Origin of the sequence: Sphingomonas sp. PAMC 26621 (assembly GCF_000251145.1) — a bacterium.
Lineage (GTDB): Bacteria > Pseudomonadota > Alphaproteobacteria > Sphingomonadales > Sphingomonadaceae > Sphingomonas.
Map to the genome: position 1 here is coordinate 106,625 of NZ_AIDW01000006.1, position 13,664 is coordinate 120,288.

General features: G+C 66.8%; 7 protein-coding genes. 3 read left to right on the forward strand and 4 right to left on the reverse strand.

All coding sequences use genetic code 11. The features are described from left to right. The first annotated feature begins 56 nt into the window (after positions 1-56). Entirely contained in the window at positions 57-3,017 is a 2,961-nt protein-coding gene (locus RI03_RS03100; RefSeq protein WP_010160941.1) for a TonB-dependent receptor domain-containing protein, read from the forward strand. A 69-nt stretch (positions 3,018-3,086) separates the two neighbouring features. On the opposite strand, the gene RI03_RS03105 is transcribed toward RI03_RS03100, so the two are convergent. Further along, on the reverse strand, positions 3,087-4,112 hold the full coding sequence (locus tag RI03_RS03105; RefSeq protein ID WP_010215128.1) for a hypothetical protein: 1,026 nt from the start codon (positions 4,110-4,112) through the stop codon (positions 3,087-3,089). An 80-nt stretch (positions 4,113-4,192) separates the two neighbouring features. Here RI03_RS03105 and RI03_RS03110 point away from each other — a divergent pair, with 80 nt between their 5' ends. Next, on the forward strand, positions 4,193-5,467 hold the full coding sequence (locus tag RI03_RS03110) for an aspartyl/asparaginyl beta-hydroxylase domain-containing protein (RefSeq protein WP_010215129.1): 1,275 nt from the start codon (positions 4,193-4,195) through the stop codon (positions 5,465-5,467). A gap of 7 nt (positions 5,468-5,474) precedes the next feature. On the opposite strand, the gene RI03_RS03115 is transcribed toward RI03_RS03110, so the two are convergent. Beyond that, the gene (locus RI03_RS03115) at positions 5,475-6,929 is read right to left on the reverse strand and encodes a tetratricopeptide repeat-containing sulfotransferase family protein (RefSeq protein ID WP_010215131.1); all 1,455 of its coding nucleotides are present in this window, start codon (positions 6,927-6,929) and stop codon (positions 5,475-5,477) included. Positions 6,930-6,970: 41 nt separating this feature from the next. Then, the gene (locus tag RI03_RS03120) at positions 6,971-7,489 is read right to left on the reverse strand and encodes a hypothetical protein (protein WP_010160936.1); all 519 of its coding nucleotides are present in this window, start codon (positions 7,487-7,489) and stop codon (positions 6,971-6,973) included. 249 nt (positions 7,490-7,738) lie between these two features. On the opposite strand from RI03_RS03120, the gene RI03_RS03125 reads away from it, so the two are divergent. Further along, entirely contained in the window at positions 7,739-10,888 is a 3,150-nt protein-coding gene (locus RI03_RS03125; RefSeq protein ID WP_010215132.1) for a TonB-dependent receptor domain-containing protein, read from the forward strand. 186 nt (positions 10,889-11,074) lie between these two features. Here the strand turns inward: RI03_RS03125 and clpB are convergent, their stop codons facing one another. Further along, entirely contained in the window at positions 11,075-13,654 is a 2,580-nt protein-coding gene (clpB, locus tag RI03_RS03130; protein WP_010215133.1) for an ATP-dependent chaperone ClpB, read from the reverse strand. Positions 13,655-13,664: the final 10 nt, after the last annotated feature.

Here is a 13,664-nt window from a genome sequence, read left to right on the forward strand (position 1 = left end):
GGATGATGTAATGTTTTCATGAGCTTTGTGGGCAATTGCAAAAGGGGGTTTTTTTGATGCGAACGACGACGCTTATTCGCAAGCTGGGGCTTGGTTCGGCTCTTTCGGTTCTTGCCGTGGCAACCTTTGTCTCTCCCGCATCTGCGCAAACCAGTCCGGTCGAGCCTGGCGTCACTGATTCCGCCGCGCAGGATCCGGCGGCTTCCGGGAGCGACATCGTCGTCACCGGCACGCTGATCCGCAATCCCAACCTCACTTCGTCGACCCCGGTCACCGTCATCAGCGACGCGGAAATCACCAAGCGCGCGCCGAACACGGTCGAGGAACTGGTCCGCGCGTTGCCGGGTGTGTCGCCGGGCATCGGCAGCCAGGTCAACAACGGCTCGAACGGCACCAACTCGGTCGATCTTCGTGGCCTGGGCGTTCAGCGCAACCTGGTGTTGCTGGATGGCAACCGCATCGTTCCGTCGCTTGCAAACGGCGCGACCGACCTCAACGTCATTCCGCTCGCGCTCGTCTCGCGGGTCGACCTGCTGACCGGCGGTGCGTCGACCACCTACGGCGCGGACGCGGTTTCGGGTGTGCTGAACTTCATCACCCGGCGCGACTTCACCGGGCTCGACGTGCGCGTCCAGAACAAGATCCTGGAAACGGGCGATGCCCGGTCGTTCCGCGGCGACTTGACGGTCGGCGCCAACTTCGCCGGCGACCGCGGCAACGCCGTGCTGAGCTTTGGCTATACGACCGTGGACCCCGTCTATCAGACGCAGGGCTATTCCAATTTCGGTGTCGACAGCGTGTCGGGTGTCGCCTCCGGAGCCTCGGGGACCGCGGTTCCGACGCGCATCGTCCTGCCGCGGCCTGCCGGGACGCTGCAGGTTTCGCCGGACGGTGCCTCGCTCGTACCGACCTACCAGCGCTTCAACTTCAACCCGTACAACATCTTCCAGACCCCGCTGGTCCGCAAGAGCGTCTATGCGGCAACCCATTACGACGTTGCCGACGGGGTCGAGTTCTACGCACGCGGGATGTTCTCGCAGAACACGATCAATTCGATCATCGCGCCATCCGGCGTCTTCGGGAACGCGCTGACGATCCCGGGACAAAACCCGTATCTGACCGCAGGGATCCGCAACCAGATCTGCGATGCCAACCGCATCGCGCGCGGGCCGACGTGCGACAACAATGCCGCATTGCCGTTGAGCGGCGTCTATCGCCGCCTCGTCGAGCTCGGGCCGCGCGTCAGCAACTATGAGAACAACGTCTATGACGCTCGGGTCGGCCTGAAGATCGAAGTCGGCAAGATCGGTACGCTCGATCTCGCCGGCTCCTACGGCCGCAGCGAGCAGACGCAGACGCAATCCGGCTACACGATCCTGCCGCGCATCCAGCAGGCGTTGAACGCCACCAACGCCACGACCTGCCTGGATACGAGCGGCAATTGCGTCCCGCTCAACCTCTTCGGCCAGTCGGGCAGCATCTCGCAGGCGCAGGTCGATTTCATCAAGGGCCAGAGCACGATCCGGATCAATACCGAACTGTCGCAGGTCCACGCGCTGCTGAGCGGTGAACTGCTGACGCTCGGCACGTCGTCGCAGGCGATCAGCTATGCGGTCGGCGGCGAATATCGGAAGTACACCTATGAGCGTATCCCGGATGCGTTCGCGCAGGATCCGTCGGCGCTCGGCGGCGCCGGTGGCGCTGTCCTCCCGTTCACCGGCGGGTATGACGTCAAGGAAGCCTTTGGCGAAGTCATCGCACCGCTGGTGACCGACAAGCCGTTCTTCAACGAACTGACGCTCGAGGCGGGCATCCGCTATTCGTCGTACAACGTGCAGGCGCCGAACAGCCCGCATTTCAACACGACGACCTATAAGGGCGGCGCCACGTGGGAGCCGGTCAAGGGCGTTCGTCTGCGCGGCAACTACCAGCGCGCCGTGCGCGCACCGAACATCAACGATCTCTTCTCGCCGACCGTGACGGCGCTGACGAACCTGACGACCGATCCGTGTCAGGACGCAGCCCCTTCGGCCAATGCGAACCTGCGCGCGGTGTGTATCGCCCAGGGGGCAACCGCCGGGCAAATCGGTGCCATCCCCGGTCCGAACGCCGGTCAGATCAACGCGACCTTCGTGACGAACACGCAGATCCGTCCTGAAAAAGCCGACACGTTCACCGTCGGCGCGGTGTTTACCCCCCGCGACGTCGTTCCGAACCTGACGTTCTCGGTCGATTACTTCAACATCAAGGTCAACAACGCGATCACCTTCGCCACGCCGGGTGATGCGATCTCCGCCTGCTTCGGGAACATCACGGCGGCGTCTGCCACGAATTCGGCCTGCACCGTCATCCGTCGCAACCCCGCCAACGGCGGCCTGAGCGGACCGTCTTCGTCGACGTTCGGCCTGCTCTTGCCCGAGACCAACCTTGGTCGACTGGCGACCGACGGGATCGATATCGGTGCCGCGTACAGTCGCAAGTTCGGCCAGTTCGGCCTCGACTTGAGCTTCAACGGCACCTGGACCAACCATCTCCGCTTCCAGTCCGCCCCGACGTCGCTCAACCGCGATTGCGTCGGCTATTACAGCGTCAACTGCGGGCCGAGCCTTGGCCAGATCCAGCCGAAGTACAGCTGGCAGCAGCGGACCGGCCTGTCCTACGGCCCCGTCAATGCATCGGTGCTGTGGCGGCATATCGACAAGGTGACCTACGAGCCGGGTCTTGGAACCCTGTTCAGCGGCACGATCACGAACGCGGCGGGCGTTTCGTCGGAACTCGCCGGGAAGTCGTACAACTTCAATCGTATCCCGGCGTATAACTACTTCGATCTGACCTTCCAGTTCGACGTCACCAAGCAGTTCAACCTCACCCTCGGTGTGCAGAACCTGTTCAACAAGCAGCCGCCGATCGTCGGTGGTCAAGCCGGCTCGACCACTGCCAACAGCGGCAACACCTTCCCGTCGACGTACGATCCGCTTGGTCGTTCGTTCAATGCGGCGCTTCGTGTGAAGTTCTGATCCGGGTATCTGACCGGATCTACGGGAGGCGGCCTTCGGGTCGCCTCCTTTTTTATGACGGGCAGACCGCTAGGATGCGTCCGGCAACAGCGGTGCCGGCGCGACCAGCGATACGCCCGCACCCTCCGCGACCTTCGCCGCCCAGGCCAGCACCATCCCGACTTCCTCGGCATGCAGCGACAGCGCCGCGCGCTGGTCGGCCTTGCGCGCCTCGGCGTCGAAGTCCCCGCCGAACTTGGCATGCTGCCGGAACACCGACCGGACGATCGCGTCGCGCCCCGCGTCGCTGTCGGCCACGTCGAACAGCGTATCGATCGCCGCCAGCGCCGCCGCCGGCTGCGCGAGCAGCACTTCGCTGTCGAGCGTCCGCACCCGCCCGGGCCACGCGCGGGCAAGCTTCGCGAACAAGGCGTGCTGCGCCAGCCAGCCGACCGCCGCGACCTGCAGGTCGGACTGCAGGAAGATCGCCTGCGGTTCGAACCCGAGGTCGACCAGCCCTTCCTTGAGGAACCCCGCCAGCAATTCGCGCACCCACAACCGGCCCCACATCCGCTTGCTCGCGATCGACCCGAGATACGTCTCGAGCGGCGCGTACAGCAGCACGGCCGCCGCCTCGGGCCGCTCGGTCAGCATCGCGGCGGCGAGGCCGTTGACGATGTTGGAGGGCTTGATGACGCAGCGCTCCCCCTGCGCGAACGGCCGCGCCAGCGCGCGCAGCCCATCGCCGAGCACCGCGCCGATCCGGCGCGGATCGCCGCCGCGATGCCGCCAGCCGACGAGATCGTTGAGCAGCACGGGTTCCTTCAAGCTGAACGCGCGGCCCGGCCGGTCATAGGCGTTGGCGAGCAGCGTTGAGCAGCAATAGGCCGAATGGAAGATGAAGTTCAGGCGGGGTGCCGCGCCCGTCAGGTCGCAGTCGCCGCGCCGGATGACGACCGGGTCGCCCGGCCCGGCGATATGCTCGTCGGTCAGGAACGGTACCGTCTGCCGCAGCGCGCGCGGGACCTGCAGGAAATGGAACGTATCCTGTCCGGGGTCGTAGCGATGCGCGAGCCAGTCGGGATCGGGAGCAATCGGAGGGTGCGCGGTGGCCATGCGGGATACTGTCGCGGAGTGCGTGCGCGGGATCAAGCGCGCGGCTTGCATGGGTCGGCGCGGTATGCTCTTTCGACCGCATGATCGATCCTGCCGGTGCCGTCGGACCCCTGCTGCGCGAAGCCGCCGCCCTGCGCCAGCGCGGCGATGCGGCGGGCGAACGCGCGACGCTCGACCGCGCGATCGCGCTCGATCCCGCACGGCCCGAGGCGCATAACGCCCGCGGCATGCGCGCGCTGGCGGACGCGGATTTCGGCGCGGCGGTGGCGTGTTTCGGCCGCGCGATTGCGCTCGACCCCCGCGAGCCGGCACTCCGGCTCAATCTCGCCGCCGCGCATCGCGCCGCGGGGGACGCCGACGGGGAACACGCCGCGCTCCAGTCGGTGCTCGACATCGACCAGCTCCATTTCCTCGCGCAGTTGCGGATGGCCGAACTGCTCCAGCGGCAGGGGCTGGTGTCGGATGCCGCGCGGCACTGGAGCGCGGTGGTTCAGCTTGCGGCGCAGGTCGCCGAACGCCCGCCCGCGTTGGTCGAGGCCGAGCGGCGTGCGCTGGGATTCCTCGAGGCGCACAACGTGGCGTTCGCGGATGCCCTGATGGACGAATTCGGCGGCGCGCCGCGGTTGCAGGCGGCGTCGCGGCGGTTCCAGGCGTGCGCGGACCACACGCTCGGGCGCCGCAGAGTCTACCAGAACCAGTGCGCCGGGGTGCATTTTCCGTTCCTCCCCGCGGACGAATTCTTCGACTCCGCGCATTTCCCGTGGTTCGCCGCGCTGGAGGCGGCGACGCCCGCGATCCGTGCCGAGGCGCTCGCGATGGTGGCGGGCGGGGCCGACGCGATCCGCCCCTATGTCCGGCTCGATGCCGGCACGCCCGCTACGCCGTGGAGCAGGCTCGACGGCTCGGCCGACTGGAGCGCCTGCTTCCTGTGGGAATATGGCCAGCGCAACGATGCGGTATGCGACCGCTGCCCCGTCACCGCGGCGGCGCTCGCGGCGGTTCCGCAGACGCAACTGCCGGGGAAGGCACCCTCGGCGTTCTTCTCGATCCTGCGCGGTGGCGCGACGATCCCGCCGCATACCGGCGTCACCAACACGCGCGCGATCATCCATTTGCCGCTGGTCGTCCCCGAAGGCTGCGGCTTTCGCGTCGGCGGTGAGACGCGCGCCTGGCGCGAGGGCGAGGCGTTCGGTTTCGACGACACGATCGAGCATGAAGCGTGGAATCGCAGCGACGAGATCCGCATCGTGCTGATCTTCGACGTGTGGAACCCGTATCTGACGCCCGACGAGCAAGCCGACCTCGCGCGCCTGTTCGCGGTGACCGACCGGGGATTGGTTGCGCCCCGCGCCTGATGGGGGATCAACCCCCGCCGACATCCACCCCCTGCTGTTCGAGCAGCGCGATCGCCCCGCCCAGCTGTACGCGATAGCGGTGCCAGCGGTGGAGCGATTCGCGGTGAATCGGGCGGCGGACCTGCCACGCGCTCGCGGTCCGCACCGCGAGCGGCGAGTCCGGCGCGGACAGGCAGGCGTCATCCCAACCGAGACCCAGGGACGCGAGCATGCCGGACACGCTCGCCTGCGGATCGGTGACCAGCGCGTCATAGTCCACGGTCACGATGTCGTCCCCATACACCCGCTCCCAGTGCGCCATCAGCCGCCGGTAAAGCAGGTAGAAATGCACCGCGTCGCGCAGGTCGGTGCCGTAGGTCACGCCATCGCCGAACTGGAGGAAATAGGTCGACAGCAGCGTGTCGAGCACGTTGCGCCGCGTGTGGAGGATGCGCGCCTCCGGAAACAGCGTCTTGATCAGCCCGATGTGGAGGAAATTGTCGCACCGCTTGTCGGTCACGATCCCCGTGCCGGGAAGCTCGGCGAGATAGCGTGCGCGCAACGTCGCGATCTCGCCGGCGGTCAGCGCGACGGGGTAGGGCGCGAGCGACTGGACGATCGCGGGAATCGCCTCGAGTTCCCCGCCCGGGGTGATCGCTTCGTGCTGCCCGAGGATCTTCTCGACCAGCGTCGAGCCCGAGCGGAACATCCCGCAGATGAACAACGGTGTCTTCGCACCCGCAGGCGGAGCGGGCGAAGGGGGTGCCGGCGCGGGATAGGCGGCGATCAGCGCGTCGACCAGTCGGGTGTGCGCCGCAGGATCATAGACCGACCGTGCGATCGACCGCGTGATCCAGTTCGCCGCCTCGATCGCCTGGAACGCATCCCCCGCATCCCCGGCGGCATCGAGCGCGTTGCCGAGCGCGAACAGCAAATCCGCGCGATCCTCGACCGAGGCGGCGCGCGGCAGCACCGTCTTCAGCCGCGCGACCGCAGCGCCCGCCGCGCCGTCCGCGACGTCGATGGCCGCGAGCCGGGCGTACGCACGGCCATTGTCGGGCGCGCGCGCCAGCACCGCGCTATAGGCACGCCGCGCCGCGCCACGGTCGCCGAGATCCTCGTGGAGATTGCCGAGGTTGAGCCATGCCGGCAGGAAATCGGGGTTGGCCTGCAGCGCGCGCTCAAGCTCGACGATCGCGGCTTCAGGGCGGAACAGGTGATCCGACAGGATCGCCGCGCGGTTGAGATGTGCCTGCTCGGGCTGCGGCTCGCCCTGCGCCAGTCCCTGCGCGTAAGACTCCAGCGCCGCATCGAACTGCCGCGTCGCGCGCTGCGCCCAGGCGAGGTTGAACCAGGCGTCGGGCTGGCGGGGATCGATCGCAAGCACCGCCTCGAACGCGGCGATCGCGCCCGGCAGGTCCCCGCCGCGCAACCGTTCGGCGGCGGTCTGGAGCAGGGCGGTCGGCTGGGGGGCGTGCGGCATTCTCGTGTCTTATCGGGTCCGGCCCGGGCCCGATAGCATCGTCAGGTAATCCGGTGCGCCTTGACCGCGGGCTGTCCGCCGACGTTCATCTGGTAGCTGCCGAGTGCGCCGCGCTTGATATGGACCTTGTCGCCGGGCTTGGGGCTGCGGCCGATGACATTGTCGTCGGTCTGCGCCCAGCGCGCGCCATCCGCCATCCGCAAGGTCCAGCGGCCGGCACCATCGACGCGCGCCTCGGCGACGGTCGTGTCGATGAAATCGATATCGGGCGCGTTCCCGAAGATCGGCAATGTCGGCAGCCCGATCCCGAACAGGGTGCGGCGCGCCTGGCGCATCTGCTGGCGGTCGACCACGACGACATCCTGTCGCGCCTCGGCGGAATCGAGCGTCTCGACCGTCTTGTCGAAACAGGCGAGCCGCGCGGCCGGGTCGGTCAGCTTGCGGCATTGCACGACATCGCTCAGCGCCTGCGAGCGGCCTTCCGCGCGCGGCGCGGCGGCGTTTGCGCTGCCCGACAGGGCGGCCGCGATCAGCAGAATTTGAAGCGTTCGAGCGCGCACAGCGTGTCCCCTTGGCAGAGCGTCCGACGCGCGGTACGGCCCGGCCCGCGCAGTCGCAAGCGTCTGTGAACGGGCTGTGTCTATTCTGCTACAGTTCCGGAACATTGTGAGTGATCTGCGCATTATGTCCGCAATTTCACTTTTGTGACGCGCCGCTCCTACTAAAGAAGCACCCCATAGACAGCGGGTTAACCGCTGTTGATTCGTGCCATCGCCCCCGCGTTGGCATCAAAGGGGATTCAATCCAACATGCAAAACCACGTTTTGCGCGGCTCTCTGCTCGCGTCCACGATGATTGCCGGCATCCTCGGTGCCCTTCCTGCCGCAGCGCAGGTCGCACCCGCCGCGCCGGCACCCGCACCCGCCGCCCAGCCCGCACCGCAGCCCACGCAGGAGCAGGCGCCGACCACGACCAGCACGGGTGACGACAGCGTTGCGAGCACCACGCCCGCCGCGTCCAACACCCCCGGTGCAGACGCTGGCGACATCGTCGTCACCGGTTCGCGCATCTCGAACCCGAACCTGACCTCGGCCAGCCCGATCACGGTTGTCAACGCAGCCGAGATCAAGCTGCAGGGCGCGACCCGCATCGAGGACGTGCTCAACAGCCTGCCGCAGTCGTTCGCGACGCAGAGCTCGTCGGTGTCGAACGGGTCGAACGGCACCGCGACCGCCAACCTGCGCAACCTCGGCGACCAGCGCACGCTCGTCCTCGTCAACGGTCGTCGCCTGATGCCGGGTAACCCGTCGTCGAGCAGCACCGCATCGGCCGCAGCCGATCTCAACGTCATTCCGCAGGCGCTGATCAAGCGCGTCGACGTGCTCACCGGCGGGGCCGGCTCGGTCTACGGGTCGGACGCGATCGGCGGCGTCGTCAACTTCGTGCTCGACACCAATTACGAAGGCGTCAGCCTCGACGCGTCGGGCGGCATCTACAACCACGACAACCGCAGCCAGCGCTTCCAGAACATCGCCACCGCAGCGGGCTATCCGACGCGTGACGGTCAGGCGTTCGACGGTACGCAGTTCGACGTCAACCTCAAGATGGGCGTCGGCACCAGCGACGGCCGCGGCCATGTCGTCGGCTACATGGGCTATCGCAAGATCGGCGCGATCCTCCAGGGCGACCGCGACTATGCGGCGTGCGGGTTGGGCACGCGGGCAACCAGCGCGGACTATGTCTGCACGGGTTCGCCCACTGCCTTCCCCGCCAACTTTACGCTGGGCGACGCGGTCGTAAACAATCTGCCGTCCGGTCTCCAGCAGCAGTATACGCTCAACGGCGCGGGCCAGCTCGCCCCCGGCCAGACGCTCTACAACGCGAACCCGCTCAACTATTATCAGCGCCCTGACACGCGCTACACGGCTGGCTTCCTCGCGCATTACGACGTGAGCGACAGTTTCAAGCCCTATGCCGAATTCATGTTCATGGACGATCGCTCGACCGCGCAGATTGCGCCGTCGGGTGACTTCAGCAACACATCGGTGCTGAACTGCAACAACCCGTATCTGTCCGCCGCACAGGTCGGCACCTTCTGCCGCGCGACCAACTTGGTCGTGGACGCAAACGGTGCCCCGATCGTCCGCACCAACCCCGATGGCACGACCTACAATCAGGCAAACGTCCTGATCGGTCGTCGGAACGTCGAAGGCGGTGGTCGTCAGGCCGATCTTCGCCACACCGCATACCGCTTCGTCGCGGGCGCACGCGGAGACATCGCGGACGGCGTTTCGTACGACGTCTATGGCCAGTACGGCACGACGATCTTCAGCCAGGTCTATCGCAACGAATTCTCGGTCTCGCGCACCCAGCGCGCGCTCGATGCGATCACCGACACGCGTCCGGGGTCTTCGACGCTCGGCCAGCCGGTCTGCCGCTCGGTCGTCGACGGCACCGATCCGAACTGCGTACCGCTCAACATCTTCGGCGCGGGCAACATCTCGCAGGCGGCGCTGAACTATGTCCAGACCCCGGGCTTCCAGTCGGGGAACACCGCAGAGAAGGTCGTCAGCGGCTCGGTCACCTTCGAAGGCGGCAAGTACGGCTTCCAGTCGCCTCTTTCGACCCAGGGCATCGGCATCAACGTCGGTGGCGAGTATCGTGAGGAATCGCTGACGCTCGAGGTCGACAACGGCTTCCTGAGCGGCGATCTGGCGGGCCAGGGCGGCGCGACGCTGCCGATCAACGGCTCGTTCAACGTCAAGGAAGTGTTCGGCGAAATCCAGGTTCCGCTGGTCACCGATCATCGCTTCTTCAAGGAACTGACGATCAACGGTGGCTATCGCTACTCGGACTACAGCACCTCGGGCGGCGTCTCGTCGTACAAGGGCGAGCTCGTCTGGGCACCGATCTCGGACGTCCGCTTCCGCGGTGGCTATAACCGCGCGGTTCGCGCCCCGAACACGCAGGAGCTGTTCGCGCAGCAGTCGGTCCAGATCGACGGTGCGACCGATCCGTGCGCGGGTCCGGCGGTCAACGGCCTGGTCAACGGCAACAATGCCGCGGCCTGCGCCCGTGCTGGCGTTGCGGCGAACCGCTTCGGCCTGATCACGCCGAACACGTCGGAACAGTATAACGGCCTGCTCGGCGGCAACCCGAACCTGAAGCCCGAGAAGGCGGATACGTTCACGGTCGGCGTCCTGCTCCAGCCGAGCTTCCTCCGCGGCTTCAACCTCTCGGTCGACGCCTTCTCGATTAAGCTGCAGGACCGGATCGGCGTCATCGGCGCCGACACGATCATCGCGCAGTGCATCGCGACCGGCGCACAGTCGCTGTGCGGCGCCATCAACCGCGATGCCAACGGCACGCTGTTCCAGGGCAACATCGGTTACATCGTCGACACCAACGTCAACGCGGGCTCGCTCAAGACGCGCGGGATCGACGTTTCGGCGGGCTACACGCTGCGGACCGGCCAGATCGGTACGTTCGGCCTGTCGTTCAACGGGACGTATGTCGACCAGTTCACCTCGGACAAGGTCGGGGCGAAGTTCGACTGCGCCGGCCTGTATGGCGCACAGTGCGGTTACCCGCAGTCCAAGTGGCGGCATTCGGCACGCGTGACCTACACGTCGCCGCAGGGCATCGGCCTGTCGGCACGCTGGCGCTATCTGTCGGCGACCAAGTATGAGCGCACGAGCACCGACACGGACCTTGCCGGTTCGTTCTCGCCGCTCGACGCGCGCATCCCGGTGCAGAACTATTTCGATCTGGCCGCAACCGTGCGGGCAGCGGACAAGTTCACCTTCCGCATCGGCGCGAACAACCTGCTCGATCGCACGCCGCCGATCCTCAGCCAGGCCGCGTCGCCGATCGGTTCGTTCGGCAACGGCAACACCTACCCGGGCATCTTCGAAGGCAATGGCCGCTACCTGTTCGTCGGCGTCACCGTCGACATGTAAACGGCGCGTCCTTCGGGAAGCGATTGGGGCGGCGGATCACACGATCCGCCGCCCCTTTTTTGTCTTTGCCGGAAGTGGCCCCCTCCGTTCGCCCTGAGCGCAGTCGAAGGGCCTGCGATGCGCGTGGGGCTTCGACTTCGCTCAGCCCGAACGGAGGTTCGGAGATTCACCTCGGGAGCGGCGGCTTTACCCCACCACCAGCTCCAGCTTCCCGTCGCCCTCGTCGACCCGCACGGTCGCGCCGTCCTTCACGCTCCCGCGCAGGATCAGGTCCGCGAGCGGATCCTGCAGATAGCGCTGCACCGCGCGCTTCAGCGGCCGCGCGCCATAGACCGGATCGTAGCCGACCCGCCCGAGCCAGGCGCGCGCCGCCTCGGTGAGGTCGAGCGTCACCTTGCGTTCGCTGAGCAGCGTCGCGATCCGCTTGACCTGGATGTCGACGATCGGCGCCATTTCCGCCTGGCCGAGCCGGTGGAACAGCACGATCTCGTCGAGCCGGTTGAGGAATTCGGGCCGGAAATGCCCGCGGACGATCTCCATCACCTGCGGCTCGACCGAAGCAACGTCCTCGCCTTCGCCCAGCGTCGTCAGCACCTGGCTGCCGAGGTTGGAGGTCAGCACGATGATCGTGTTGGTGAAGTCGACCGTGCGGCCCTGGCCGTCGGTCAGCCGCCCGTCGTCGAGCACCTGCAACAGGATGTTGAACACGTCGCCGTGCGCCTTCTCGACCTCGTCGAACAGCACGACCTGATACGGCCTACGACGAACCGCCTCGGTCAGCACGCCGCCTTCCTCATAACCGACATAGCCCGGAGGCGCACCGATCAGCCGCGCGACCGCGTGTTTTTCCATGAACTCGCTCATGTCGATACGGACCATCGCGGTCGGGTCGTCGAACAGGAATTCGGCGAGCGCCTTGGTCAGCTCGGTCTTGCCGACGCCGGTTGGCCCGAGGAACAGGAACGAGCCGAGTGGCCGGTTCGGGTCCTGCAGGCCCGCGCGCGCACGCCGCACCGCGGTCGAGACGGCGCGGATCGCGTTCTGCTGGCCGATCACGCGCTTGCCGATCGTCGTTTCCATCTGGAGCAACTTGTCGCGCTCGCCCTTGAGCATCCGCTCGACCGGAATCCCGGTCCAGCGCGCGACCACGCCCGCGATGTCCTCGCCGGTCACTTCCTCGCGCAGCATCGCACCCTTGGTCGCGCCCGCCGCGGCATCCAACTGCCGTTGCAGCTCGGGGATGCGCCCGTAGGACAGCTCCCCCGCCTTGGCGAGATCGCCCGCGCGTTGCGCCTGCTCGAGTTCGAGCCGCGCGGCATCGATCTGTTCCTTGAGCTTCGCCTCGGCTGAGATCTTGTCCTTCTCGCCCTGCCAGCGCGTCGTAAGCTCGGCCGACTGCTGCTCGAGATTGGCGAGTTCTCCCTCGAGCGTGCCGAGCCGGTCGCGCGACGCTTCGTCGGTCTCGCGCTTCAGCGCCTCGCGCTCGATCTTGAGCTGGATGATCCGCCGGTCGAGGATCTCGATTTCCTCGGGTTTGCTCTCGACTTCCATCCGGATGCGGCTCGCGGCCTCGTCCATCAAATCGATCGCCTTGTCGGGCAGAAAGCGGTCGGTGATGTAGCGGTTCGACAAGGTCGCCGCCGCGACGATCGCCGCATCGGTGATCCGCACGCCGTGGTGAAGTTCGTACTTTTCCTTCAACCCACGCAGGATCGAGATCGTGTCGGGAACGGTCGGCTCGCCGACGAACACCGGCTGGAAACGGCGCTGGAGCGCGGCGTCCTTCTCGACATATTTGCGATACTCATCGAGCGTGGTCGCACCGACACAGTGCAGCTCGCCGCGCGCGAGCGCCGGCTTGAGCAGATTGCCCGCATCCATCGCGCCTTCGGATTTCCCCGCGCCGATCAGCTGGTGCATCTCATCGATGAACAGGACGATGTCGCCGTCGGCGGCCTTCACCTCGTCGAGCACGCCCTTGAGCCGCTCCTCGAACTCGCCGCGATATTTCGCGCCCGCGATCAGCGAGCCCATGTCGAGCGACATCAGCTTGCGGTCCTTGAGCGTATCGGGGACGTCGCCATTCGCGATGCGCAACGCGAGCCCCTCGGCGATCGCGGTCTTGCCGACGCCGGGTTCGCCGATCAGCACCGGGTTGTTCTTGGTGCGGCGCGCAAGGATCTGGATCGTGCGGCGAATTTCCTCGTCGCGCCCGATCACGGGGTCGAGCTTGCCGTCACGCGCCGCCTGCGTCAGGTCGCGCGCGAACTTCTTCAAAGCGTCGAACTTGTCCTCCGCACCCGCGCTGTCGGCGACGCGGCCGTTGCGCACCTGTTCGATCGCGGCGTTGAGCGCCTCGGGCGCGACGCCCGCGGTCTTGAGCGCCTTGCCCGCCGCGGTGTTGAGCGACAGCGCGAGCGCGACCAGCAGCCGCTCGACCGTGACGAAGCTGTCGCCCGACTTGGTCGCGATCTGCTCGGCTTGGTCGAGCACGCGCACCGCGTCATTGTCGAGCCCCGGCGTTTGTTGCGCGCCGCTGCCCGATACCGCCGGGATCTTCGCCAGCAGCAGGTCGGTCTCGCTCGTCGCACGCTTGGGATCGCCGCCGGCTGCCGTGATCAGCCCGGACGCCATGCCCTGCTCATCCTCGAGCAGCGCCTTGAGGATATGCTCGGGCGCGATCCGTTGATGGCTCATCCGGATCGCGACGGTCTGGGCCGATTGCAGGAAGCCCTTGGCGCGATCGGTAAATTTCTCGATGTTCATCCACACCCTC